Here is a 25,633-nt window from a genome sequence, read left to right as displayed (position 1 = left end):
TTCGGCATGATGTCGATGATCACGCCGCCCGTGGCATTGGCGGCCTTTGCCGCCGCGACGATCACCAGGGACGATCCGCTTGGCACCGGGCTGGCGGCGATGCGGGTGGGTTGGGCGGCCTTCATCCTGCCCTTTGTCTTTGTCGCCACGCCCGAGATCCTGATGCAGGGCGGCTGGGCCGGGATCGCGTTGAACCTGGGGCTTGCGCTGATCGGGGTCGGCGCGGTGACCGCCGGAATCGTTGGATTCTGGGGCAATCGCCTGTCCATGGTCCTGCGGCTGGGACTGGTGGCGCTGGGGATCGTGACCCTGCCGCTGGGGTTCCTGCCCGGCGCGGCGGCCTGGCACATTCCGGCGGCATTGGCGGTGATCGCGCTGGCCGTGGTTCTGAGACTGCGCGCCCGCGCAGGTGAAAAAACAAATCAAGGGAGGAGAACGACATGACATGTCTCAAGGGAACGATGCTGGGCGGCGCGCTTGCGCTGACGCTTGGCGTCGGGGCGGCGACGGCACAGGTGGTGACGGTGGCCAGCGGTGCGCAGGGATCGCTGGCCTACAACACCGGGCAGGCGGTGGCCAAGGTGGCGAACGAGGCGGGGATCATCGCCCGGACCCAGCCGCTGGTGGGCTACCTGCCACTGATCAACTCGGGCGAGGTGGACTTCGGGTTCTCTAACGGGGTCGAAGCGGAATATGCCTATACCGGCACCGGAAACTATGACCGCGCCCATCCCAACATGCGGCTGGTGGGCACGATGTTCCCGCTGACCACCTCGATCATGGCGCCCTGCGACCTGGGCCTGACCTCTGTCGCGGAACTCAAGGAACAGGCCGGGGACCTGCGCATCGCGTCCGAATATACCTCGTCCACCATCATCCCCTTCTATATCGCCGGTGGCCTTGCCAATGCGGGCCTCGGCTATAACGATTTCCAGCAGGTGCCGGTGGCCAGTTTCGTGGCCGGCATCAACGCGCTGGGGGACGAGCTGGTCGATGTGGCATTGGTCAGCCTGAACTCGGGGGCCGGTCAACAGGCGGCGGTCAAGCTGCAGGACCGTGGCGGGCTCTGCTACATCTCGCTGGACAAATCCGAGGCAGGGCAGGCGGCCTTCAAGGAATTCCTGCCGGCGGGCAACATCGTGTCCCTGCCGCAGAACGACAAGATCAACGGGCTGCAGGATTACGGCGCCAACCTGATGGCGATCCCGTGGGTACTGTTGACCAATGGCGACGTGGACGATGACCTTGTCTACGAGATGACCAAGGCCGTGGTTGAGGGCAAGGAGGCGCTCAAGGCCAGCTTTGGCGCCTTTGCCCGCGCGGATGCCGCGACGATGGCCCCGGCCTCGGAGGTGCCCTATCACCCCGGCGCGCTGAAATATTTCGAAGAAGCCGGGATCGCGGTCGGTCAATGACAGGGACGGCGCGCGGGCCGGTTCCGCGCGCCGATCATACAGGAAAGGGACGGGCATGATGACCCAGGTGACGGCCGGGGACGGCCATGTGCTGGACTGCTGGCTGGCAGAGGCCGAGGGCCAAAGAAAGGGCGGGATCGTGGTCCTGCAAGAGATCTTTGGCGTGACGGACCAGCTGAAGGCGGTTGCGGCGCGCTACGCGGCGCAGGGCTATGACGTGGCGGCGCCCGCGCTCTTCGACCGCCAGGCAAAGGGCATGGTGATCCCCTTTTCCGAGGCGCCCCGGGGGCGGGACCTGATGCTGGCCTCGGACCCGGAGCAGGTGATGATGGACGTCGAGGCGAGCATTGCGATGCTGGCAGCGCGCGGTGGCAAGGTGGCGGTGATCGGCTTTTGCTGGGGCGGCGGGCTGGCATTGCGGGCGGCGCAAGGGTTGCCCGTGGCCTGCGCGGTGTCCTTTTACGGAACACGGCTGGATGCCTACCAGACCGCCCCGCTGGTGGCGCCTGTGCAGGGGCACTGGGGGACAGAGGACAGCCATGTTCCGCCCGAGATGCTGGAGGCGGCACGGGCCTACTGGCCGGGGATGGAGGTCTTTACCTACGAGCACGCCGGCCATGCCTTTGCCAACGAGGCGCGGCCCGCCGATCATGTCCCCGAGGCCGCCGAGCTGGCCCATGACAGAACAGCGGAGTTCATTGCGCGCCATGTCTGAACGTATCGCTTTCATCGGGCTTGGAGAGGCGGCCTCTGCCCTTGTCGAAGGCTGGGGCGCCGGGCGGGCGGCGTCGGTCCGGGCCTATGACATCAAGTCGGCCTCCGCCGACACCGCGCCGGAGATCGCCGACCGGGCCGCACGACTGGGTGTCACCGCCTGCGCCAGCGCCGCCGAGGCGCTGGACGGGGCGGACCTGGTCTTTTGCACCGTGACCGCCGACCAGGCCGTTGCGGCGGCAGAATCCTATGCGCCTGACCTGCCGAATGGTGCGCTCTGGTGCGACCTGAACAGCTGTGCGCCGGCCTCCAAGGCGCGCGCCGCCAGGGCGGTGATCGCGGCGGGCGGGCGCTATCTGGACGTGGCGGTCATGGCGCCGGTCTATCCCAAACGCAACATGGTGCCCTGCCTGCTGGCCGGGCCGGAAGCACGGGAGGTCGCACCACTGTTGCAGGCCTTGCCGATGAACGTGAAGGTCGCGGGGGACACGGTCGGCCGGGCCTCGTCGATCAAGCTGGTGCGCTCGATCATGGTCAAGGGGATGGAGGCGCTGACGGCGGAATGCGTGCTGGCGGCTGTGGCCGCAGGGGTCGAGGACGAGGTCTTTCCCTCGTTGAAGGAGGGGCATCCCAAGATCGACGTGCCCAGCCGTGCCGCCTACAACTTTGAACGCAGCCTTGTGCATGGCGTGCGGCGCGGGGCGGAAATGGACGAGGCGGCACGCATGTTGTCGGACATGGGCCTGGACGGGGGCATGTCCGCCGCTGCGGCGAACTGGCAGCGTGCGCTGGCCACCACCGGGCTGGAACTGCCCGAGGGCGACGTGCCGGATCACCTGTGGTTCGCGCGCGAATACCTGAAACGCTTGCAAAAGGGGTAGGCGCGGGCCGCGGCGGCCCGCACCCCGTATGTGTCAGCCGAAGCTCTGCGTCATGCCGCGCCCGACAAGGTTGATGTCATCGGGATTGATGAGATCGTTGCCCGTCCAGCCGGAGAGGTCGTATTCTCCCATGCACTGCGCGACAAAGCCTTGCAGGTTGGCCAGGTCGCCCGTCGCAGTGGCGGTCAGCAGGGTTTCGATGCGGATGTTCTCGTAGTTGCCGGCATAGTTGCGCTCATAGAGTTCGTGCCGTCCGCCGAATTCCGTCCCGATCGCGTCCCAGAGCAGTTTCAGCAGCTTGACCCGGTCGATGGCGGCATAGCCGTTCGACCCGCGCACGAAACGGTCGAGATAGGGGCGGATCGCGTCGCTTTCGAAATCGGCCGCCGATGAGGGCAGGTAGATCAGGCCGGAGGCCACATGCCGTTCGATCAGCTCCTTGATGCGGCCATAGGCCATCGGCGCAAAGACCCGGTAGGCGAGGCCCACGTTGGTGTTGGGCAGGTTGAACCCGTCCGTGCCCTCCCAGGGGATCGGCGATTTCACCATCGCGTCGCTGAGGCCGTGGAACAGGTTGCGCCAGGCCAGGACCTCTCCCACCGCCGTCTGCACGCCGCGGAAATCCTTGGAACCCGTCGCCTCGACCGCCATCGAGAACAGCCCGGCGATGAAGTCCAGCTTGACCGACAGCCGGGTCAGACCGTGCAGCGTAAAGCGCGGGACAAAGCCCGAGGCCGGGAAGAAGCTGTTGATCTTGTCCGTGTCGCCGTAGACGAAGACGTTCTCCCAGGGCACCAGCACCTTGTCGAAAACGAGGATCGAGTCGTTCTCGTCCATTCGCGAAGACAGCGGGTAGTCGAAGGGCGAGCCGGTGGCGGCTGCGTTGAACTCGTAGGACGACCGGGCGATCAGCTTGACGCCTTCGGCATCCATCGGCGCGGTGAAGATCAGGGCGAATTCCTTGTCCTTCACCGGGATGCCGTAATGCGCGATGAAGTTGTAGTGCGTCAGCGCCGAACCTGTGGCCACCACCTTGGCGCCCGAGACCACCAGGCCCGCGTCGGTTTCCTTTTCGACATGCATGAAGACGTCGCGCACCTCTTCGATGGCGCGGTCACGGTCGATGGGCGGGTTGACGATGGCGTGGTTCCAGTAGTCGAGGCGGTTCTGCGTCTTGTGATACCAGTTCAGCGCGTTCTGGGCGTATTCTCCGTAAAAGCCGGAATTCGCCCCCAGAGTCCCCAGGAAGGCGGCCTTGTAGTCCGGCGACCGGCCCATCCAGCCGTATGAGACCTTCTGCAACTCGGCGATGGCGTCGCGGCTCTTGACCAGGTCGCCACTGGTCTTGGACCCCAGAAAGAAGGGGTGCGTGACGTTCTCGGTGCCGTTGTCGGCCTGGACGCCGATCATGTCCCGCTTTGCGTGGAACGTGTCGTACCAGCGCGCAACCATCCGCGCCGAATTGCGGAAGGCCGGGTGTTCGGTGACGTTCCTGACCCGCTCTCCATAGATGTAGATTTCGCGGCTGTCCTGGATGCTTTCCAGGAATTCCTGTCCGGTAAAGACCTCTGTTGCGCCTCCGGCGATCGCATCTCTGGGCATGGCGTTTCCTCCTCCAAATGCACCTGATGTGTTCTGTGCAGGGTCGCGCGTCGATCGTGCCCTGCCGCACAGACAGCCTGCGCATCGCGGGGCCGACCGGCTAGGTATCACCGGATACCGGGCCGGGTATCGCCTGACCGGTGCTGGCGCGGCTAGGGTGGGATCAACGCGAAAAGGGTGCGTGCCAGGGGAGGGACGCACAGGAGGAGGAAACCAGGATGTTCGATCTGAACCCGACCACCCGGTGTCACGCCGCGATGCCGCGCCTCGGGGCCAGCGTGGTCACCATCGGGGCCTTCGACGGGGTGCACGCGGGCCATCAACAGTTGATCGCAGGCATGGTGCGGCGGGCGCAGGAGCTGGGGGTTGCCTCTGTCGTCTGTACATTCGATCCACCGCCCAAGGTGTTTTTCGGACGCGCCGCCCAGCTTTGCCCGCTGGACGAGAAACTGGCGCGATTGACAGCGCTGGGGCCGGATCACCTTGTCGTTCTGCCCTTTGACGAGGCGCTGCGGGAACTGTCCCCTGCGGCGTTCATGGATCGGCTGGCATGGCTCCGCCCGCTGGAGATCCGCGTCGGCGGCGACTTTCGCTTTGGCTGCAAACAGGCCGGGGATGTGACCCTGCTGGCGCAGCGGTTCGACGTAGACCTGCAAACCCCTGTGCGTTGCGCCGCGGGCGAGGTGGTCTCCAGCACCCGCATCCGCGGCCTGCGCGCCGCCGGGGACCTGGCCGCCGCCGAGACGCTGTTGCGCCCCATGTCGGCGCCGCGGGAGGTGCGGGTATGAGCACGCTTGACCCCCGCCAGTTGCGCGACGCCTGCGGTCTCTTTGGCACCGGCGTTAACGTCATCGCCACGCGGCACGCCGACGGCGACCACGGCATGACGGCCAATGCCTTCATGTCGATCTCGCTGGACCCGCCACTGATCGCCATATCCATCGGAGAGCGCGCCAGGATCCTGCCGCTGTTGCAAGTGGCCGGGCAGTTCAGCGTCAGCACCCTGGCCGAGGGGCAGGAAGGGTTGGCCTGGCATTTCGCGGGGCGTCCCGCCGAGGACCTGGCCAATCCCTTCGAAACCCTGGGTGGCTTGCCGGTGATCCGGGGCGCGCTGGCCCATTGCGCCTGTGACATCGCGAACGAGATCCGGGCCGGCGACCACACGGTTTTCCTGGGCCATGTCCGGAACATCGCCACCGATCCGGGCGCCCGTCCGCTGATCTTTTACAAGGGGCGTTTCGGCGCCGTCGCCGGGCAGGCACCGGCGCCAGAGCTCTGCGATCCCCTGGCCGAGGCGATCTGGTGAGCAGGGCAAAGAACATCATCACGCAATGGGAGGACCGACATGCGTAACATCACACTCGACAACATCACCGAAGCCGTCACCGGGGCGATGAAGCCCGACATCCCCGACCGCAACCGCGAGATCATGACCGCCGCCATCAAGCATTTCCACGCCTTCGCCAAGGAAGTGAACCTGACGCACGGCGAATGGCTGGAAGGCTGCGAATGGATGCGCCGCGCGGGCGAGATTTCCAGCGAGGCCCGCAACGAGTTCATCCTGATCTGCGACATTCTAGGTGTCGAGGTGCTGGTCGACATGCTGGACAACACTGTGACCGATGGCGAAAGCGAATCCACCGTCTTGGGACCGTTTTACCGTGAGAACCCGCCGGTCCTGCCCAAGGGCGCCAGCATCGTCCAGAAGGATTTCGACAACCAGAAGACGGTACGCGTCTCCGGTCGGATCGTCGACGTGGCCGGCAACCCGATCGAGGGCGTGCGGATCGACGTCTGGGAGGACGCGCCGAACGGGCTTTATGAACAGCAGGACCCGGATCAGCCGGACTACAATCTGCGCGGGCGTTTCCTGACCGAGGCCGACGGCAGCTATGAATTCGTGGGCCTGCGTCCCGAACCCTATCCGATCCCCTATGATGGCGCGGCGGGTGAACTGCTCAACTACATGGGCCACCACCCGATGCGGCCCGGGCACATCCACTTCATGATCTCGAAAGAGGGCTACAAGCCGCTCATCAGCCAGATCTACGACAGTGAGACAGAATACCTGGACAACGATGCGGTGTTCGCGGTCAAGGAAAGCCTGATCGGCGACATGACCCCGGCGCCCGAAGGCGCGGATACCGACCTGGTCATGCAGTTCGATTTCCGCCTGAAACCGGCAGCCGCGGCAGAGGCGGTTGCCGCCGAATGATCCTCCCCACCTCGGGCGCTCTGCGGAGCGCCCGTTTCTTGCCAGTAGAAGGAACCTGACATGGCGCAAACCGCTGCCCAGATCGTCGACACTCTTGCCGCCGGGCGTGACCTGGCCCGCGAGACGGCGATCCGCGAGATCCGGGCCGACATCCTTGCCCTGCCCAGTATTCGCAAGCACCGTCTGTCCAACACCGAGTTCTCGACCCGGGAATTCGTGCTGGTCCGGGTGCGGCTGGAAAACGGCATCGAGGGCATCGGTGAGGCGGCGGTTCTGGGCGGGCCTCGCTGGGCAGAGGAGTCGGTGGAATCCATCCAGTCGGTGATCCTGCGCTATCTTGCCCCGGCGCTGGAGGGCTGTTCCGCCTCGAACCCCGCCGAGGCGGCGGTCCGCATGGGGCGGGCGGCCTTTCGCAACAATTCCGCCAAGGGAGCGGTGGAAACCGCTATCTTCGACGCGCTCGCCCGCACGCTGGACGTGCCGTTGGCGACACTTTTTGGCGGTGCTCTGCGGTCGCGCGTGCCGGTGCTCTGGGCGCTGGCTTCGGGCGATGCGGACCAGGAGGTGGCCGAGGCGCAGGACAAGCTGGACCGCCGCGAACACCGGGACTTCAAGATCAAGCTTGGCTTTGCCAGCCCCGAAGAGGACATGCGCCGCCTGACCCGCCTGCGTGAGGGCGTGCCGGGGATGCGGCGGCTGGTCGTCGACGTGAACCAGGGCTGGACCGAGGCCGCCTGCCGCCGCTACCTGCCGCACCTGCAGGAACTGGGCGTCGACCTGATCGAACAGCCGCTCCCCGGCGATGACTTCGAGGGCATGGCCCGGGTCGCCGCGCACAGCCCGATCCCGCTGATGGTGGACGAGGCCGCCTTTACCCACCGCGAGATTGCCCGCGCAGGCAACATGGGCTGCGGCAGTGTCTATTCGCTGAAACTGGTCAAGAGCGGCGGGTTGTTGGCGCTGGGGCAGGCCGCGCACGTGGCCGAGGCCGCGGGGATGGAACTTTATGGCGGGTGCCTGCTGGAAGGATCCATCGGGGCGGCGGCACACCTGGCGGTCTTTGCCAGCCTGCCGCGCCTGCACTGGGGCTGCGAACATTTCGGCCCGCGCCTGCATGTGTCGGAGATCGTGAGAGATCCGCTGAAATTCGAGAACTTTGAACTGTGCCTCCCCGAGGGGCCGGGCCTGGGCGTGCATCTGGACGAGGACCGCCTGCGCGAGGCGGTGCGCGCCGCATGATCCCTTGTCGGCACGCCCCGCCGGGCCGATGATGTTGGTCCAAGGGGGGAGTGCCGTGGACTTCAAGCGATTGACCTATTTCGTGGCCGTGGCCGAGGAACTGCATTTCGGCCGTGCCGCCACGCGTCTGGGCATCGCCCAGCCGCCGCTCAGTCGCCAGATCGCTCAGCTGGAGGCGGAACTGGGCGTGACGCTGTTCGACCGCTCGCGCAGCGCGATCCGGCGCACCCAGGCCGGCGACGCCCTGCTGACCCGAGCGCGCGACATCCTCGACCGGATGGAACAGGCCGAACGCGAGGTGCGCCGGATCGGCGAGGGCGCGGCAGGACGCTTGCGCATCGCCTTCATCGGCTCGGCCAGTCACGGCGTGCTGCCAGAGCTGATCCGCGAGTTTCGCAATCTCTATCCGGACATCGAACTGGCCCTGTCGGCAATGAACAACGCCGAGCTGAAGACGGCCCTGATCGAACGCCAGATCGATGTGGCCTTTGCGCGCCCGGCACTGGAAGACGACGAGATCCGCTGTTTCCCGATCCACGAGGAACCGCTGATCCTAGCGGTTCCCGAGGAATCCGACCTGGCCCGGCAGGACCGCATCGCGCTGGCGGATCTCAAGCGCGAGACATTCGTGCTGTACCCGCGCCGCCCGCGGCCCAGTTTTGCCGACCACATCATCGAGATCTGCAAGAAGGAAGGGTTCATTCCCGCCTCCGAAGTGTTGGCGCAGGACTACCAGACGGCGGTGTCGCTGGTCTCGGTGGGGGTTGGCATCTCGGTCGTGCCGCGCTCGGTCTCGCAATCGGACCGGCATGGCGTCGTGTTCCGGGTTTACGAGGGGTTCAACCCGGGGACGGCGATTTCCTTTGCCGTGCGCGGCGACAACCAGGGGGTCCATACCCGTAACTTCCAGACCCTGGCGCAGAAATTCGCGCGCAGGGTCCGGAAGGATATGGGCTGATCAGGCGGCGTCGGTCTGTCGGGTCTTCATGCGGGCCAGCGCATCCAGGAAGAAGGGGCGAAAACCCTCGGGATGTTCGCTCATCGGGAAATGGCCCAGTTCTTCCATGACCTCGATCGTGGCGCCGGGGATGGCCTTGGCCGTGCGGCGCGCGTCCTCGGGGGTGCAGGTCAGGTCATAGGCACCGACCAGCAGGTGCACCGGCGTTTGCGCGGTGTCGATCCGGTCGAGACGGTCAATCAGGCTATCGTCGCGGGTGTAGAAACTCAGGTCGCCGCGAAAGACACCGGGGCCGCTCATCATGAACATCCACAGCGTGTTCCAGCGTTCCGTACTCGGGGCATGGGGCGAGATATTCGCCGAGACAAGAGCCGCGCCCATCTGCCCGCCGTGGGCATCGGGCCGGTCGAACCAGTCGATGTCATACCAGGCCGGTTGAAAGTCCGACGCCTCGATGGCGATGAAGCCGCCGAACCTGTCGCCGTGCAATGCCGCCAGTTGCAGCGCGATGCGTCCGCCCATCGAACAGCCGGCAAGGATCGGCCTGTCCAGCTCCAGCGCGTCCATGAGGGCCAGCACCGTGTCGATGTAGGTCTCAGTCGTCAGCAGGTATTCCTCGCGCTCGAACCCCTCGGGCGGCAGGGACTTGCCGTGCCAGGGCATGTCGAAGGCGATCAGGCGGTGAGTCTCGGTCACGGCGGCGTCGTTCATCAGGTGACGCCATTGCCGCGTGTCGGCGCCTGCAGTGTGCAGGCACAGGACGGGAGTGCCGCTGCCGGCCTCTTCGAAATAGATGCGCTGGGGGCGTCCCGCGACGGTCACGGTGACATAGCGCCCGGTGATGGCCTCGATGCTCATGCTGCCACCTCCGCGCGTCCCAGGGCCAGGAATTCCTTGAAGAAACGGAGGTTCTTGACCAGCATCAGGATGTCTCCGTCGATCCGCGCGCGGCCGATCTTGACCAGGCCAAAGATGTCGTGAAAGCCCGCGCGGGGCAGCGGTTCCCAGAAAGCGGCCAATGCCTCTGCGTCGGTGCGGAGGGCAAAACGCCAGGGGGTCTTGCGGCTGGGCCCGGGGGTGATTGCCGTCAGCTGGCCCTTGTCGAAGGTCAGGTAGTATTCCGCCGCGTCCACCTCCAGCAGGACGGTTTCCGAGAAGAGCGCGCCCAGGCGCAAGAGGTCTGGCCGCTCGGCCAGCTCCTGTCTCATGTGTTCCAGTTTGTCCTGCATGGTGACCCTCCTCTGGCGTTTGCGACTATGTCGGACCTTGCCGCCAGCAAGGCAATGCTGGCCGCGGTATGGCGCGATACCAAAGGTCACCCATAGCGCTTTGCCCCGCGTCTTAAACCGCGTTAACCTTTGCCATGCGCGCCGGGTGGATGGATCATCCGCACATTATTTCCGACCGAAGCATTTTCGTTTCCGGTGGCCGCCCGGCGCCCTGATTTAAGAGTTGAAAGGGAATTGAGATCATGGCCATCATCCTGCCGAGCAGCGTGAATTCCACAACCGATGACGCATTGGACGTTGTCACCAGCGCCAACACCATCCTCGTTCGTGATGGCGTCTACCTGGCGGCTTCGGGCACGGGGTATGACGGGATCGACGTGGCCAGCTCGGCCAACGCGCAGACCATCCTGATCGACGGTTACCTGGCGTCGGACAACGCGCAGGGACTGAACCTGAACGGGTCGTCGAACCACGAGATCGGTATCGGCCTCAACGGCCAGATCGTGGGGTTCAACGGCATCTTCGGCACTGGCTCCAGTATCATGATCACCAACGACGGCAGTATCGTCGCTGCCAGTACGGCGGTGGTCCTTTCAGGCGGATCGCAATCGACCGAGCCGGTCATCGTCAACAACGGGTCGATGACCGCCGGTCTGATCGGGATCAACCTGGCCAATGGCGGCCGGGTGACGAACACCGGCTCCATCGCGGCGCATTCGGACGGGGTCGTCCTAGCGAACTACGACGGGACCAATGGCAATTCGGTCCTCATCAACTCGGGCACGATCAATGCCGACGACGACGGCGTCCAGATCTCGGGCGCCAATTTCACCGGCTCGAACACCGGGTCAATCATCGGCCAGAGTCGCGGGATGGAGTTCAATTCCCTGGCCGACAACTCGACCTTCACCAACAACGGCATCGTCGCCGGGGCGCTGGACGGGATCTATGTCCAGAGCGATTGGACCTCGATATCCAACGGCGTCAACGGTTCTATCGCCGGGGGCAACGGGCTCGAGTTCGCTGTCAACAGTGGCCATGTCGTCAACCGGGGCCTCATCACCGGCGAAGCGGACAGCGGTATCCAGGCTGGCAGTGCATTGGCAATTGCCAACACCGGGTCCATCCTTGGCGAAAGTTATGGCATCTACGCGACCTCGGACAACGGGCTCAGCACCGGCCTGGGGCTGCAGCGGGTCGTCAACAGCGGCACCATCACCGGGCGTCTCTACGATGCGGTCTACCTGCGGGGGACGGATGCCAGCCTGGACAATTCCGGGGACATCACGGGCGGCGCGAACGGTGTCCGGATCGAAGGTGCCGATGGCATTGTCGCCAATTCGGGTGACATCCTGGCCCGGGACACGGGTATCCTGCTGGACGGGACCGGGGGCAACGTCACCAATGCGGGCGCGGTCACGACCGAAGGCCAAGGCATCTACCTGGACGGCGGCGGGACGGTCAACAACACCGGCGCGGTCACCGCGTTCTCTTTTGGCGTCTACGTCAGTGGGAGCATCGTCAACGGCCGCATCGACAATTCGGGATCGGTCGTGTCCCGTGCGGCCTCGGGCCTGCTGACCACCTCGAACGAGGGGCTTATCACCAACAGCGGCTCCGTGACGGCCAGCGTCTATGGCATCTATTCCTCGTCCGAGTTTGGCAGCATCCTGAACACGGGCAGCATCACCGGCGATACCATCGGGATTTACCACAACGCCAGTTCTGGCGAATTCCGCATCCAGAACACGGGCGATGTGATCTCGAACGGGTCGGCGGTCCGGGGAGCGACCGGGGACGAGTTCGTCAACTCGGGCCTGTTGCAGGGAGAGGTGGGCATAATGGTCCTCTCCAGTTCCAGCACGGCCGGCACCCGAATCCACAACAGCGCCACGGGCGTGATCGACGGCGAGGTCTTTGGCATCATCATTGACGACGGGACAGAGAGTGCGGTGGTGGTCAACCACGGCGCGATCTCGGGAGTGACCGGCGCCGTTCGTTTCGCGACCGGGGTTTCCTACGAGTCCCTGCTGGTCAACTCTGGGTCGATCGTGGGCGATGTCGTGGGCAACCTTGGCGTCGACCGCATTCACAATTCCGGCCTGATCGACGGCGCTCTTGGACTGAATGCGGGGGCGGACCTGGTGGTGAACGGGGGCATCATCACGGAGGTGGACCTTGGCGATGACGCTGACATGCTGCGCAACCTTGGATCGGGCGTGGTCAGCGGGACGGTCGATGCCGGGGCCGGGAATGACACGTTGATCGGGGGCACCGGAAACGACAGTTTCATCGGGGGCACCGGGAACGACCTGCTGGTAGGGCACGGCGGTGACGACACGCTGGACGGCGGCAGTGATGCGGACACGCTGATGGGCGGCGCCGGTGACGACTCTCTGCTCGGCGGATCAGAGGCGGATGTGGTCAATGGCGGCTCGGGCGATGACACGCTGCTGGGTGGCCAGGGGGCTGATGCGCTGGTTGGCCAGGATGGGGCCGACGATCTTGATGGCGGAGAGGGCGCGGATACGCTGGACGGTGGATCGGGCAATGACATCCTCGAAGGCGGGGATGGCAACGACATCCTGCGCGGGCGTGCCGGAGAGGATGAGCTGGCCGGCAGTGCGGGCCGCGATTTCCTGACCGGTGGCGAAGGCGCGGACCAGTTCGTCTTCCGGGCGGCGGTCAATACCGCGCCGGGTGCGACCCGGGATCAGATCCTGGACTTTGAACAGGGTGTCGATCTGATCGTGGTCGCCGGGCTTGCGCCCGGTGTCTTCGAGTTCCGAGGAACCGCCGGTTTCGCCCCCTCAGGGAACCCCGAATTGCGCCTGGTCGAGACGCCCACCGGCTCGACCATCGTGCAGTTCGACATCGACGGCAACGGATCCGTGGATGCCGAGATCCGCGTGGCGAATGTCATCGGTCTCACGGCGGATGACTTCACGCTCTGACCAATCCTGTCCACAGGGCGCTGGGATCAGGCGGCGGCGCGCAAGGACGCCGCCGCCCGGGGTCTGGTCGTCATGGCCGCGCGGCGTGCCCGGGCCTGCAGGCGCTCGATCTCGGCGTCCGCGTCCCAGAGGTCGATGGCCCAGACGTGTCGGATCTCGTCCTCGGTCGGCTTGTGCCAGGGCAGGCAGGCGCGCAGCGAGGCAACGGGCAGCAGGGCGATCAGGATGGACATGCTGGCCAGGGTGGCTGCCGCTCCGGCGGCCGCGCCCACGGCCAGGGACCAGCCCCAGCTCATACCCGCCGCGTTCGCACCCAGCGTGATCCCGGCAACGCCGACGACATCCAGCAGAATGACAAAGAGAGCATTCTTCAGCCGCGACTCTTCTTGAAGGATTGGGTCGGTATCCAGAACAACGGTCATCTCTCACCTCATGGTCTTGGGAAAACCGGCATTTTGCCGTGTGAGCGTTCCGCTCGCGCGTGCCGTTCTGGCCACGGACCTGATGTAGCACGCCGCTGTGTCCTGGGGCATCCAGACATCCGGACGGTCGACGGCCGTGAAGGGAGAGGGACCCTATCCGTTCGGATGGGGTTTAGATCAACATGCGCCGGGGATCGGACAGGAGGCGCACCAGGCAGACCATGAACCGCGCCGCATCGGCGCCGTTGATGACGCGGTGGTCATAGCTGAGATCCAGCGGCAGCATCTGCACCGGGCGCGGGTTGTCGCCGTCCCAGGCGGTGGCGGTTTCGATCCGGGTGATCCCCAGGATGGCCAGTTCCGGCGGGTTGACGATGGGGGTGAACCCGATGCCGCCAATGCCGCCGAGCGAGGATATCGTCATCGAGGCGCCCCCCATGTCGCCCGGTCCCAGCTTGCGGTCCTGCGCCCGCGCGGTAAGATCCGTGATTTCCGCAGCGATCTGCCACAGGCCCTTGCGATCCGCGTCGCGGATCACCGGCACCATCAACCCCTGCGCCGTGTCCACGGCGATGCCGACATGGACATAATCCTTGAGGATCAGCGTTTTGCCGTCCGGGCTGAGCGAGGCGTTGAAGCGGGGAAACTCCCGCAGGGCGCGGACCAGCGCCTTGACGTGAAAGGCCAGCGAGGTCAGCTTGACGCCCCGCGCCCGTGCCTCTGCCCGCAGGGATTTGCGGAAGGCCTCCAGCGCGCCGATTTCGGCCCGGTCGTGATGCGTGACCTGCGGGATCAGGCTGTTGGCCGCCGCGAGGTTCGCCGCCGCCACCTGGCCCATCCGGCTCATCGGTTCTTCCGCGACGGGGCCGTAGGCGGCATGATCCACCTCCCAGTAGGCCCTGTCCCCGGCGGGTGCGGGCGAGGGGCTGTCGCGGTCCAGGTCCTCGCGGGCGATGGTGGTCCGGCCCAGGTCGCGGGCCAGCTTTTCCAGGTCGATCCCCTTTTTCGCGGCAAGTGTCCGCACCGAGGGGGCTGCAATCACGTCGGTCATTCCTGTCCCCTTACCAGCTTGCGGAAATGTACTGGGTTTCCATGAATTCCAGCATGCCCTCGTGCCCGCCTTCGCGGCCGAGTCCCGATTGCTTGGTGCCGCCAAAGGGCGCGGCGGGGTCGCTGACCAACCCCCGGTTCAGGCCCACCATCCCGTAGTCCAACCGTTCGCAGACCTGCAGGGCGCGCTTGAAATCCTCGGAAAAGACATAGGCGACGAGGCCGTATTCGGTGTCGTTCGCGCGGCGGATCACCTCGTCCTGATCGGTGAAGGTCTGGATCGCGGCGACGGGGCCGAAGATCTCGTCATGGACGCATTCGGCGTTGTCCGGCACGTTCGACAGGACCGTCGGCGGATAGTAATAGCCGGGGCCGTCGGGCACCCTTCCGCCGCATTCGATCCGCGCACCCTTGGCGACCGCATCGGCCACGAAGTCCGCCACCTTGTCACGGGTTTCGGCATTGACCAGCGGACCGACATCGACCGAAGGATCGGTGCCGTCGCCCAGTTTCAGCGCGCTCATGGCGGCGGACAGGCGGCGGGTGAACTCCGCCGCGACGGTTTCGTGTACATAGATGCGGTTGGCGGCGGTGCAGGCCTCGCCCTGATTGCGCATCTTGGCCAGCATCGTGCCTTCGACCGCGACATCCAGGTCCGCGTCGTCGAAGACGATCAGCGGGGCATTGCCGCCCAGTTCCATCGCCGGTTTCAGCACCTGGTCGGCGGCAGAGTGCAAGAGCTTGCGCCCGACGCCTGTGGAGCCGGTAAAGCTGACCACCCGCACGCGCGGGTCGTGCAGCATGTGATCGACCAGCGCGCCGGTGCGTTTCGAGGGCAGGACGTTGACCAGCCCGGGCGGCACGCCGGCCTCTTCCAGCAGCGGCATCAGCGCCAGCATGGTCAGGGGCGTTTCCGAGGCGGGCTTGATGATGACGGCGCAACCGGCGGCCAATGCCGGGGCGATCTTGCGCGTGCCCATCGCCGCCGGATAGTTCCAGGGCGTGACCAGCACCGCCAGCCCGGCCGGCTTGTGCTGGACCATGATCCGCGCGCCGCTGGCGGGCGCATGGGTGATCATCCCGTCGGCGCGCACCGCCTCTTCGGCGAACCAGCGAAAGAACTCGGCGGCATAGGTCGCCTCTCCGATCGCGTCGGTCCGCGCCTTGCCGTTTTCCAGCGTGATAAGCCGGGCGAAATGCTCCAGCCGTCCGGTCATCAGCTCCCAGGCCTTGCGCAGGACCTCGGAGCGCTGGCGCGGTGTGCGCGCGGCCCAGTCCTTCATGGCGGCCTCGGCGGCATCCAGCGCGGCATCCGCATCGGCGATCCCGGCAGAGGCCACCGTGGCCAGCGGTTCCTCGGTTGCGGGGTTGAGCACCTCGAACCGCTCCTGCTCCGCGCCCTCGCGCCATGTGCCGTTGATGTAGAGATTGGTGAATTCCATGAGGGTCTCCATGCGTCAGAGCAGGTGGCGGAGCGGCTGCTCCATCCGGCCCGCGAAACCGGAGAGCAGCGCAATTGCCTGCGGCGCGCTCAGGGCGTCTCCGGTGCATTCCAGTGTGAGGGTGAGACCGCCTGCATTGGCGGTCAGGGTGAGGACCGGGTGGCTTTCGGCCCCAAGGGCGAGCGTGCTGATCCGGCTCTGGCGCAGGTCACGCAGGGTGAGGTCGGCGGGCGTGTCGGGTTCAACCCTCGTGATCCCGCCCAGGGGACCCGCGGGGACATGGTAGGAACGCGCCCTGGCCTCGGTTTCGACGCGGATGGTGGCGCTGTCCCGGTCAAGACTGGCCGCCACGAGACCTGCCAGCAGGGCCTGGGCGTCGGTCAGGTCAGCCTCTCCGGCGGCCCATTCGGCAAATTCCGTGAACCCCTCATGCGGCAGGTCTGCGGTCAGGTGCCGCGTGGACTGCGCCGGGGCTGCCGCCGTTTCATCGGGCAGGATGCGCAGCACTTCGATGTCGGCGGCGTGGTAGGGCTGTGGATGGCCCGCTTCAACGAGGCGGTTCAGGTCCAGACCTTGTTCCAGTGCAAGCCGCCGGGCCTTGGGCGAGGCGAGGATGCGCCCGCCGGTTGGCACGGCAGGCGGCCGGGGCGCGGGTCGTTCGGCCACGGGGGCAGGGGGGCGGGGTTCGGCAGAAGGCGCTTTGCCCGCCGCCTCGGCCCGGCCGATCCGGACCGGGGCGGCGGGTTTCCCGGCAGAGATCACGGCGATGGTTTCGCCCACCGGCGCCTCTTCGCCCGCCTCGGCCAGGATGGCGGCGAGATAGCCATCATGCCCGGCTTCGACCTCGACTGTCGCCTTGTCGGTTTCGACCTCGAAGAGAATGTCCGTTGCCGTGACGGCCGCGCCCGGTTCCTTGTGCCAGGAGACGATCAGGCCGCTGTCCTGAGCCATGCCCAGCGCGGGCATGATCACGCTGGTGCCGTCCGGGATCGCCGCGGTGGCCGACGTGTCCTCGGACGTATCCTCCGGCGCGGCCTCATCAGGGGTGGTGTCGGTCACCTCCTCGGCGCTGTCGCCGATCACGGCGATCACCTTGCCCACCGGGACCTCTTCGCCCGCCTGTGCGCGGACGCGATTCAGAAAGCCGTCGGCCTGCGCTTCGACCTCCATCGTCGCCTTGTCGGTTTCGACCTCGAAAAGGACATCTCCGGTTGCGACGGCTTCGCCCGGTTCCTTGTGCCAGGCGACGATCAGCCCGCTGTCCTGCGCCATGCCCAGCGCGGGCATGATGACGTCATGCGGCATGGATCATCTCCCCCGACATCAGCCGGCGCGCGTTCTCTGCCACGCTCTCGGGCGTAGGTACGGTGATATCCTCGAGCACCGGCGAAAAGGGCACGGGCACGTCCATCGCTCCCATGCGCAGCGCCGGCGCGTCGAGATGGTAAAAGGCCTTTTCGTTGATCCGGCTGGCGATTTCCCCGGTGATGCCAAAACTCTGGTGGCCTTCGTCCACCACGATCACGCGGCTGGTCTTTTTCGCGGAGGCCAGCAAGGTCGCCTCGTCCAGCGGCACGATGGTGCGCGGGTCGATGACTTCGGCATCAATGCCCTCGCCGGCAAGGATCTCTGCGGCCTTCTGGCAGACCTGCACCATCGAGGATGTACCAATCAGGGTGATGTCGCGCCCCTCGCGCAGGACATTTGCCTGGCCCAGCGGGATCAGGAACTCCTCTTCGGGGACGGGCGCCTTGTCGTTGTACATCAGCTTGTCTTCGAAGATCACCACCGGGTTGTCGTCGCGGATGGCGCTTTTCATCAGCCCCTTGGCTTCGTAGGCCGAGGACGGCAGCGCCACCTTCAGCCCCGGGATATGCGCCACCAATGCGTGCAGGGACTGCGAGTGCTGGGCGGCGGAACGCCGCGTGGCGCCCAGGTTGGTGCGCAGGACCAGCGGCACCTTCAGTTTGCCGCCCGACATGTAATGCGCCTTGGCCGCCTGGTTGCAGAGCTGGTCCATGATCAGGAAGATGAAATCGCCGAACATGAGGTCGACGACAGGCCGCGCACCGGTCAGGGCCGCGCCGACGGCCAGCCCCATGAATCCCGGTTCCGCGATGGGCGTGTCGATCACGCGTTCGGTGCCGAATTCCTCGACCAGACCGCTCAGCACCTTGAAGGGCGTGCCGGCCTCCGCCACGTCCTCGCCGATGATGAAGACGGTCTCGTCGTGGCGCATTTCCTCGGCCAGGGCCTCGTTGACGGCCTGCGACAGTGTGATGTTTCGCATCTCTCTTCTCCCTCAGGCGCAGGCGTGTTCGATGTCGGTGAAAACGTGCATGTCCACTTCGGACACATCGGGGTACTTCGCCGCCAAGGCGTATTCGACGGCGGCAGAGGCATCCTCGGCGATCTCGGCGTTCATCGCCTCTATCTCGTCCTCACTCGCGATGCCCTCGCTCACCAGCCAGGCCCGGAACCGGGTGATCGGGTCGCGGTTCTCGCGCCAGTCCTTTTCCTCGTCCTTGGAGCGATAGTATTCGCGGTTGATGTCGCCGACATGGTGGCCGTGATAGCGATAGGTCATCAGTTCGACGAAGAAGGGGCCTTCGCCCTTGCGGGCCCGTGCGACCAGTTTCTGCGTCAGGTCGTTGACGGCCAAAACGTCCTGACCGTCGACCTGGTGCGCCTCGATGCCAAAGGCCTCGGCCCGGGCGGTGATCGACCCGGCGGCGATCTCGTCGGTGCGGGTGTATTCCGAATAACCGTTGTTCTCGCAGGCGTAGATCACCGGCAGCTTCCACAGTGCGGCCATGTTCATGACCTCGTAAAGCAGGCCCTGCGCCGTGGCTCCGTCGCCAAAAAAGCAGACGGTCACGTCATCGGACCCCTGGAGTTTCGCGCGCAGGGCCGATCCGGTGGCGATGCCCATCGAGCCGCCAACGATGGCATTGGCGCCCAGGTTGCCGTGGCCCTGGTCCGCGATATGCATCGAGCCGCCCTTGCCCCGGCAATAGCCTTCCTCCTTGCCCAGGAGTTCGCAGAACATCTCCTTGAAATTCGCGCCCTTGGCGACGCAATGGCCGTGACCGCGATGGGTGGAGGTGATGCGGTCGTCATCGGTCAGCGCCTCGCAGATGCCCACGGCGACTGCCTCTTCGCCGGAATACATATGCGTCAGCCCCGGCATCTTGGCGGAAAGGTAAAGCTGGTTTGCGTTGTCCTCGAAGGTGCGGATGCGCACCATCTGGCGGTACATGCGCAGGTAGTCTTCGGTGTTTGTCTTGGTGTCGGCCATGATGTCCTCCGGGGACGGCGGGGTGGCCCCCGCCCTACGCGAACCGGTAGGGCGGGGGGGTATCCCGCCGCGCCTCAATAACGGTTGGCGATGGGCAGGTCTTCGGCGGGGAAGAGGCTGATCACCTCGCAGCCGGTCTCGGTCACCACCACTTCCTCCTCGATGCGCGCGGCCGAGTAGCCGTCCGCCGCCGGGCAGTAGGTTTCCAACGCAAAGACCATGCCGGTCTGGATTTCCATCGGGTGATCCAGGCTGACCGCGCGGCTGATGATGGGGCGTTCGTGCAGGGCAAGGCCCAGCCCATGCCCGAACTGCAGGCCAAAGGCCGCGTCCTCGTTCGGAAAGCCGAATTCCTCCGCCTTGGGCCAGACCTCGGCCACCTTGTCGGTGCTCACGCCGGGCTTGATCATGGCGATCGAGGCATCGATCCATTCGCGCGCCTTCACGTAGGCGTCGTTCTGTGCGGGCGTGGCGCGGCCGATGTTGAAAGTCCGGTAATAGCAGGTCCGATAACCCTGGTAGCTTTGCAGGATGTCGAAGAAGGCCTGGTCGCCGGGGCGGAAATAGCGATCCGTAAAGTTGTGCGGATGCGGGTTGCAACGCTCGCCCGAGATCGCGTTGATCGCCTCGACGTCGTCGCTGCCCATCTCGTAGAGCATCTTGTTCGACAGGGCGACGATGTCGTTCTCGCGCACGCCGGGTTTCAGCTCTTCGTAGATCATGTGATAGACGCCATCCACCATACTGGCCGCCTGGGTCAGCAGCTGGATCTCGTCCCAGTTCTTGATCTCGCGCGCCGCCAGCATGATCTGCTGGCCGTCGACCACGTGCAGGCCCTCTTCTTGCAGGGCGTGGAACATGGCGGTTTCGGCATAATCGACCCCCACCGGCATGTCGGCCATGCCCGCGTCGCGGATCAGCCCCGCGATCTGTTTGGCGTATTTCCGCATCAGGCCGAATTCCGGCGGGATCGTCCCGCGCATCCCGACGACACCGGCCAGGCAATGATCCGGTTCCAGCCAGTCGGAGAATTTCTTGTGGTGCATCGCGGCAGAGCCGAAGTCCCAGACATAGGGGCTGTCGTCGCCGGTCAGCAGGCAGAAGCGGCACATCTTGTCCCGCTCCCACTCGCCGATCTTGGTGGCGCTGACATAGCGGATGTTGTTCACGTCAAACAGCAGCAGCGTCCCCGCGGGCGAGTTCTGGAGCGCCTGCCGCGTGCGGGCCAGCCGGTAGCGGCGCAGGCGGTCGTGGTCGATCCGGCGTTCGAAATCGACCGAGGTATGGCCCCAGGCGGGCAGACGGCCCTCCCATTTCCAGTTCGGTTCAAGATCCTGCGGGGTCAGCAGGTTCGGCATCAGGGCGCGCGACATGAGGCTCTCCTTCCGGGGGCCGTGGCCGTCCCGGTCATATGATTGAAAATTTCAGGAAATCAGTTGGTTACTGGATGCACCAGCCGCCATCGATATGGATCATCTGGCCGGTCATGTAGTCGCTGTCATCGCTGACCAGGAAAGACGCGGTGCCGGTGATGTCGTCGGGATAGGAGACGCGCTTGATCTGCAGCGCGTCGCGGGCGATGTCCTCGTAGGCCTGGCCGGCCTTCTGCTTGAACCCGATGTCGACCAGGTCCTTGTCCAGCTGTTCCCACAGCGGCGTGACCACGACACCGGGCGCATAGCCGTTCACGGTGATGTTGTGTTCGGACAGGGCCAGCGCCCCGCAATGGGTCAGCGCAAGACAGCCGTATTTCGAGGTGCAATAGACGGTCACGTCCACCAGCGGCTTGCGCGAGGCGATACTGCCCACGTTGATCAGCTTGTAGGGGTGATCCTCCATCGGTCCCTGGGCGATCATCTGGCGGGCGGTTTCCTGCATGCCCAGCCACATCGCCTTGGTGTTGACGTTCATGATCATGTCCCAGTTGTCTTCGTCGATATCCATGAAGAACCGGGGCTTGTTGAGGCCGGCATTGAACAGCCCGACGTTGATCGAGCCAAAAGCCTCGACCGTGGCGGCGACTGCGGCGGCGTTGTCCTCGCGCTTGGTCACGTCCATCCTGACGCCGATGGCCTTGCCGTTCCCGGCCGCGTTGATCTTGGCGGCCATGTCCTGCGCGGCGTCGCCGTCAAGGTCGCCCAGGCAGACGTTGCCGCCCTGGGCGGCAAAGGCCTCGGCATTGGCGGCACCCATGCCGCGGGCGGCGCCGGTGATCAGGATGTTCTTGCCTTGCAGGCGGTTGGGGTCCATGAGTCTCTCCTCCTCGGATCATGATGTCCCGTGTCATGCGAACAGCGCCTCGGCCCTCTGCTGGGCCCGTTGCAACGCCTCGCGCGGGGGGATCAGCCCGCGCAGCATGTCGTGGAATTCCTCGCCGCAGACCTGGATGATCCCGGTGATCTGGGGCACCGGCGGTCGCGGCCAGAACTGCAGCTCGTCGCGCCAGGACATGGCGTCCACCGCCTCGAAGAGGGGCGAGGCGCGGCGCACCTCAGCATCGGCGGCGACGGAATAGCGCGGGTTGGTGCGACTGCCGTTCTGAACGTAAAGCTTCTGCGCCTCGGCGCTGGTGAAGACGCGCAGCGCCTCGGCGGCGGCGGGCAGGCGGTCAGGCGCGATGTTGGCGGGAATGCCCATGACATAGCCACCGACGGGCGCCACGTTGGCCGCGCCCGGCCCGTGGGGATGCGGCAGATAGCCGGTCTGGCCAAAGGCGGGCGAGGACGGGTCCAGCTCGAAGTAGGGGGCCAGCAAGGTATAGCCATAGGCCATCGCGATCTTGCCCGCCGCAAAGGGACGGACGCGTTCGTACCAGGACATGGACAGGATGTCGGGCGGGGAATAGCGCAGGAGCTCCAGCAGGTATTCCGCCGCCATCAGCCCCTTGTCGGTGTCGATGGTGATCCGGTGCCGGCGCGTGGCCAGGTCTTCGGTGGCGAACCCGCCCGCAACCTCGGGCAAGTCCAGGACCGGCTGGCCGAAATCGGCCAGGGTCATCAGAAAGGTATGCCCCAGCGCCGTGCCACGCGCCGCGTTCCAGGCGATGCCATAGCGGCCCTTTTTCGGGTCGTGCATGTGGCGGGCGGCCTCCAGCAGTTGGTCGGTGCTGGCGGGCGGTTCCAGTCCCGCCTTGGCAAAGAGATCGCGGCGGTAGAACAGCAATTCGGGCGTCGTCTGCGCCGGGACGCCGTAGGGGCGTCCGCCCCAGTGGGTCGCCTTCCATCCGGCAGTGTGGAAATCCGCGGGATCAAGACGCTCGACATCCATTGCATCATCGAGCGGCATCAACACCCCCTTGGAGGCGAATTCACCAACCCAGGGCAGATCCAGCGCGATGATGTCGTAGCGGCTGGTCTTGCGGTCGGCGTTGCGCAGGGCCTCTTCGCGCAGCCGGTCAATGGAAAAGGCGCGTTGGTGAATGTCGCTGCCGATCACCTGTTCGAACTGGCGCTTGAGGTTTTCCATGACCATGAAGGTCGGGTCGCCATGCACCAGCACGCGGATGCCGCCCGCCACTTTCAGCGGCTCGGGCAGGACCTGGATCGGCGGGATCGAGCGGGTCGTCATGTAGGAGCCGCCGAAGTAATAATCGCGGTCCTCCGCCGCGCTCGTGTCGGAGCCGAAATAGGTTTCGGTCAGGCGTCGCACCCGACCCGACAGCCGCGCCCACTGGTCCAGCAGCTTTTCGCTGGGATGCATGGAAAAACTCTTGCCGGTCTTGGTGCGCGGGCGTTGGTCGATCATCCCGGCGTCGATCATGTCCCTCAGCCGCCGGTTTGCGGTGGCATAGGGCACGTTCGCGGCGGCGATGAGCGAGGTCGGCGTGGTGATCCGTGCCTCGAGGTGGCCCTTGATCAGATGCATCGCCATGCGAAACACCGGGTTGGGCGCGCTGAGCTCGATGGTATCCTCGCGCTCGTTCTCGCATTCCTCGAGATAGGCGAGGACATGCAGCATGTCGCCCGTAGCCAGCTGGGACTGCATCCGGTCTTCGGTATGTCCGTCCATCGCGTTCATCGGTCGCTTCGGGGCCTCTCGTGGATTGCTGCCTGCGCCGGGCGCAGAATTGTTCAAATCGGATGACCTTGACCGGCTCATCTCGACACCTCCGCAAGATGTTCAAATTGCGGGGATAAGCGTACAGCCATTTTGTCCAATCTGGACTTCATAATGTTCAAACTGGATAATTTTGTCGGGGTCCGGAACAGGCAAAAGCCCCACATTCACCTCAGTCGTCCGGTGCGCCGGGTGACGATTCCCCTGGGAGGTGGGGAATTGGACAAGAAATGACAATCCGGGAGGAGACCCAGATGAAACTTCGTACCGTTCTCGCCGCGACTGCAGCCACGGTTGCAATTTCCGGGGCCGTGCAGGCCGAGAGCTACAGGATCGGCATCACCCAGAACAACGTCGGTGTAGACAGCTACCAGACCACCTATGAAAAGGCCTTCATCGCCGCGGCCGAGGCCAATCCCAACGTCGAGGTCGTCGTGCTGGACGGGGGCGGCGACGTTGCCCGCCAGATCGCCCAGATGGAAGACCTGATCCAGCAGGCGGTCGATGCGATCATCATCTGGCCGACCAACGGCGAGGCCGTGATCCCCGCGGTGCGCAAGGCGCACAAGGCCGGTATCCCGGTGGTGGTGACCAATTCGAACATCGCGGATGCGGGGTTCGATTTCGTGGCCTCCTTCTCGGGACCGGACAACATCACCCAGGGCGCGCGCTCGGCCGAGATCATGTGCGACAAGTTCAAGGAAATGGGCATCGAGGACGAGGCCCAGATCGTGCACATCACCGGCCAGCCGGGCTATACCACCGCCATCGAACGGGCCAAGGGCTTTGACGATCGTCTGCCAGAGGTCTGCCCGAACGTGACGGTCCTTGAGACGCAGCCCGGCGACTGGAACCGTGAAAAGTCGCAGAAGGTCATGGAGGCTTTCCTGGTCAAGTACGACGACATCGACGGGGTCTATGCCGGGGATGACAACATGGGCGTGGGCGCGCTGAACGCCGCCAAGGCCGCGGGCCGTGACGGCATCATCTTTGTCGGCGCCACCAATTTTGCGGTGGGTTACGAGGCGATGGAACGCGGCGAATACTGGGGCTCGATCTACCAGTCGCCGGTGGATGACGCAGAGGCCGCGCTCAAGACCGCGCTGGACGTGCTGAACGGTGAGGACGTACCCTTCCTCAACTATTTCGACACGCCCAAGATCACCCAGGACAACATGGGCGATTTCACCAAGCCGGTCTTCTGAGACCGACCCGGTCCCGGGCGCGCGAGCGGCGCGCCCGGGCCTGACAGTTGCCTACAGGAATTGGTTGGGAGGTCGACATGGGCCGCGTGTCCGGACGATCCTGCATTGTCACCGGTGCCGCCCAGGGGATTGGCCGCGCCATCGGCGAGGCGCTCCTGGATGAGGGTGCCGACGTTTGTTTCGCCGATATCAACGAAAGCAAGGTGGCCGCCGTGGCCGAGGCCAGCCAGGACAGGGCCACCGCCGGTGGGGGACGCGTGACCCATGCGCCGGTCGACGTGACCGACCGCGCCACCGTGCAGGCCATGATCGCGCATACGGTCGACGCCTTCGGCAAGCTGGACGTCAAGTTCAACAACGCCGGCGTCAACAAGCCGATGAATTTCCTCGACGTGACCGAGGAGAACTGGAATTTCATCATGGGGGTGAACGGGCTGGGATGCCTGATCGGGATGCAGGAGGCGGCCAGGCAATTCATCCGGCAGGGCACTTTCGGCAAGATCGTGAACACCGCCTCGGTCGCCAGCCGCCAGGGGTATGACAACGTCGCGCCCTACTGCGCGTCGAAATGGGGCGTGGTCGCGCTGACGCAATCCGGCGCCCGCGACCTGGCCAAGCACGACATCACCGTCACCGGCTTTGCGCCCGGCGTTGTCGCCACCGAGATGTGGGAACAGGTCGACCGTGACCTGATGGACATCGGCGCGGCCCAGCATCCGGGCCAGGCGATGGAGGAGTTTTCCTCGGTGATCCTGAAAGGCCGCGTCGCCACGCCAGCGGACGTGACCGGAACGACGACGTTCCTCGCCTCGCAGGAGAGCGATTACATGACCGGTCAGATCGTGATGATCGACGGCGGCATGACACTGGTTTGAAGGACGCCCCGGAGGGAGGCGGAACCGTCGCGGGGCGCTAGGTCTCCCTGATGGTCCCGCATTGGGGCAAGAGGGGGG

The 25,633-nt window shown here is 65.4% G+C and carries 23 protein-coding genes and 1 pseudogene; 12 read left to right on the top strand and 12 right to left on the bottom strand.

The annotated features are described in order from the left end of the window. From PVW46_RS04650 to PVW46_RS04635, 4 genes and pseudogenes are all read left to right on the top strand, one after another. Window positions 1-444, top strand: a pseudogene (locus PVW46_RS04650) (C4-dicarboxylate ABC transporter permease); the annotation flags it as partial. Continuing rightward, on the top strand, window positions 441-1,415 hold the full coding sequence (locus PVW46_RS04645; protein WP_069211676.1) for a TAXI family TRAP transporter solute-binding subunit: 975 nt from the start codon (window positions 441-443) through the stop codon (window positions 1,413-1,415). The pseudogene PVW46_RS04650 and the gene PVW46_RS04645, both read left to right, overlap by 4 nt. Window positions 1,416-1,470: 55 nt before the next feature. After that, complete coding sequence (locus tag PVW46_RS04640) at window positions 1,471-2,130, top strand: dienelactone hydrolase family protein (protein ID WP_069211677.1); 660 nt, start codon at window positions 1,471-1,473, stop codon at window positions 2,128-2,130. Further along, on the top strand, window positions 2,123-3,010 hold the full coding sequence (locus PVW46_RS04635) for an NAD(P)-dependent oxidoreductase (protein ID WP_069211678.1): 888 nt from the start codon (window positions 2,123-2,125) through the stop codon (window positions 3,008-3,010). The genes PVW46_RS04640 and PVW46_RS04635 overlap by 8 nt, the downstream gene beginning before the upstream one ends. A gap of 33 nt (window positions 3,011-3,043) precedes the next feature. On the opposite strand, the gene PVW46_RS04630 is transcribed toward PVW46_RS04635, so the two are convergent. Beyond that, window positions 3,044-4,612: a 4-hydroxyphenylacetate 3-hydroxylase N-terminal domain-containing protein gene (locus tag PVW46_RS04630; RefSeq protein WP_069211679.1), complete on the bottom strand. Its 1,569-nt coding sequence runs from the start codon at window positions 4,610-4,612 to the stop codon at window positions 3,044-3,046. Window positions 4,613-4,830: 218 nt separating this feature from the next. On the opposite strand from PVW46_RS04630, the gene PVW46_RS04625 reads away from it, so the two are divergent. Genes PVW46_RS04625 through PVW46_RS04605 form a run of 5 tightly spaced genes read left to right on the top strand, consistent with a single transcriptional unit; the run spans window position 4,831 to window position 9,024 of the window. Next, window positions 4,831-5,400 (top strand): FAD synthetase family protein, encoded by a 570-nt coding sequence (locus PVW46_RS04625; protein WP_069211680.1) that lies wholly within the window; start codon window positions 4,831-4,833, stop codon window positions 5,398-5,400. Further along, complete coding sequence (locus PVW46_RS04620) at window positions 5,397-5,918, top strand: flavin reductase family protein (protein ID WP_069211681.1); 522 nt, start codon at window positions 5,397-5,399, stop codon at window positions 5,916-5,918. The genes PVW46_RS04625 and PVW46_RS04620 overlap by 4 nt, the downstream gene beginning before the upstream one ends. A 39-nt stretch (window positions 5,919-5,957) precedes the next feature. Beyond that, window positions 5,958-6,827 carry a dioxygenase family protein gene (locus tag PVW46_RS04615; RefSeq protein ID WP_069211682.1) on the top strand — a complete coding sequence of 290 codons (870 nt, stop codon included), beginning with the start codon at window positions 5,958-5,960 and terminating at the stop codon, window positions 6,825-6,827. A 60-nt stretch (window positions 6,828-6,887) separates the two neighbouring features. After that, a complete protein-coding gene (locus tag PVW46_RS04610) occupies window positions 6,888-8,066 on the top strand; it encodes a muconate/chloromuconate family cycloisomerase (protein WP_069211683.1) in 1,179 nt (392 codons plus the stop codon). A gap of 55 nt (window positions 8,067-8,121) precedes the next feature. Beyond that, window positions 8,122-9,024, top strand: a complete 903-nt coding sequence (locus PVW46_RS04605) for a LysR family transcriptional regulator (protein WP_069211684.1) — start codon at window positions 8,122-8,124, stop codon at window positions 9,022-9,024. On the opposite strand, the gene PVW46_RS04600 is transcribed toward PVW46_RS04605, so the two are convergent. Then, window positions 9,025-9,882, bottom strand: a complete 858-nt coding sequence (locus PVW46_RS04600; protein WP_069211685.1) for an alpha/beta fold hydrolase — start codon at window positions 9,880-9,882, stop codon at window positions 9,025-9,027. It lies immediately after the preceding gene. After that, window positions 9,879-10,253 carry a hypothetical protein gene (locus PVW46_RS04595; RefSeq protein ID WP_069211686.1) on the bottom strand — a complete coding sequence of 125 codons (375 nt, stop codon included), beginning with the start codon at window positions 10,251-10,253 and terminating at the stop codon, window positions 9,879-9,881. Before PVW46_RS04595 ends, PVW46_RS04600 begins: the two co-directional genes overlap by 4 nt. Before the next feature lie 242 nt (window positions 10,254-10,495). Here PVW46_RS04595 and PVW46_RS04590 point away from each other — a divergent pair, with 242 nt between their 5' ends. Beyond that, on the top strand, window positions 10,496-13,207 hold the full coding sequence (locus tag PVW46_RS04590) for a calcium-binding protein (protein WP_069211687.1): 2,712 nt from the start codon (window positions 10,496-10,498) through the stop codon (window positions 13,205-13,207). Between the two features lie 26 nt (window positions 13,208-13,233). Here PVW46_RS04590 and PVW46_RS04585 read toward each other — a convergent pair whose 3' ends face one another. The 9 genes from PVW46_RS04585 to PVW46_RS04545 form a co-directional block, all read right to left on the bottom strand. Further along, on the bottom strand, window positions 13,234-13,629 hold the full coding sequence (locus PVW46_RS04585; RefSeq protein ID WP_069211688.1) for a hypothetical protein: 396 nt from the start codon (window positions 13,627-13,629) through the stop codon (window positions 13,234-13,236). A gap of 172 nt (window positions 13,630-13,801) precedes the next feature. Continuing rightward, window positions 13,802-14,680: a 2-oxo acid dehydrogenase subunit E2 gene (locus PVW46_RS04580; RefSeq protein ID WP_069211689.1), complete on the bottom strand. Its 879-nt coding sequence runs from the start codon at window positions 14,678-14,680 to the stop codon at window positions 13,802-13,804. 10 nt (window positions 14,681-14,690) lie between these two features. Next, the gene (locus PVW46_RS04575) at window positions 14,691-16,121 is read right to left on the bottom strand and encodes an NAD-dependent succinate-semialdehyde dehydrogenase (RefSeq protein ID WP_069211702.1); all 1,431 of its coding nucleotides are present in this window, start codon (window positions 16,119-16,121) and stop codon (window positions 14,691-14,693) included. A 15-nt stretch (window positions 16,122-16,136) separates the two neighbouring features. Next, on the bottom strand, window positions 16,137-17,426 hold the full coding sequence (locus PVW46_RS04570; protein ID WP_274574915.1) for a biotin/lipoyl-containing protein: 1,290 nt from the start codon (window positions 17,424-17,426) through the stop codon (window positions 16,137-16,139). Then, window positions 17,416-18,411 (bottom strand): alpha-ketoacid dehydrogenase subunit beta, encoded by a 996-nt coding sequence (locus PVW46_RS04565; RefSeq protein ID WP_069210682.1) that lies wholly within the window; start codon window positions 18,409-18,411, stop codon window positions 17,416-17,418. The genes PVW46_RS04570 and PVW46_RS04565 overlap by 11 nt, the downstream gene beginning before the upstream one ends. Before the next feature lie 12 nt (window positions 18,412-18,423). Then, window positions 18,424-19,419 (bottom strand): thiamine pyrophosphate-dependent dehydrogenase E1 component subunit alpha, encoded by a 996-nt coding sequence (locus tag PVW46_RS04560; protein ID WP_069210681.1) that lies wholly within the window; start codon window positions 19,417-19,419, stop codon window positions 18,424-18,426. 74 nt (window positions 19,420-19,493) lie between these two features. Further along, window positions 19,494-20,792 carry a M24 family metallopeptidase gene (locus PVW46_RS04555; protein WP_043145113.1) on the bottom strand — a complete coding sequence of 433 codons (1,299 nt, stop codon included), beginning with the start codon at window positions 20,790-20,792 and terminating at the stop codon, window positions 19,494-19,496. Between the two features lie 67 nt (window positions 20,793-20,859). Next, window positions 20,860-21,669 (bottom strand): SDR family NAD(P)-dependent oxidoreductase, encoded by an 810-nt coding sequence (locus PVW46_RS04550; protein ID WP_069210680.1) that lies wholly within the window; start codon window positions 21,667-21,669, stop codon window positions 20,860-20,862. Window positions 21,670-21,702: 33 nt separating this feature from the next. Beyond that, window positions 21,703-23,436, bottom strand: coding sequence for an ABC transporter substrate-binding protein (locus PVW46_RS04545; RefSeq protein ID WP_083242417.1), 1,734 nt, complete (start codon window positions 23,434-23,436; stop codon window positions 21,703-21,705). Between the two features lie 293 nt (window positions 23,437-23,729). Here PVW46_RS04545 and PVW46_RS04540 point away from each other — a divergent pair, with 293 nt between their 5' ends. Both PVW46_RS04540 and PVW46_RS04535 read left to right on the top strand, forming a co-directional pair. Next, entirely contained in the window at window positions 23,730-24,680 is a 951-nt protein-coding gene (locus PVW46_RS04540) for a sugar ABC transporter substrate-binding protein (RefSeq protein WP_043145336.1), read from the top strand. A gap of 77 nt (window positions 24,681-24,757) precedes the next feature. After that, a complete protein-coding gene (locus PVW46_RS04535) occupies window positions 24,758-25,555 on the top strand; it encodes an SDR family NAD(P)-dependent oxidoreductase (RefSeq protein ID WP_069210678.1) in 798 nt (265 codons plus the stop codon). The last annotated feature ends 78 nt before the right edge of the window (window positions 25,556-25,633 follow it).

Source organism: Mameliella sp. AT18 (assembly GCF_028807275.1).
Classification (GTDB): Bacteria; Pseudomonadota; Alphaproteobacteria; order Rhodobacterales; family Rhodobacteraceae; genus Antarctobacter; species Antarctobacter albus.
This window is presented reverse-complemented; position numbering and strand designations above follow the sequence as displayed.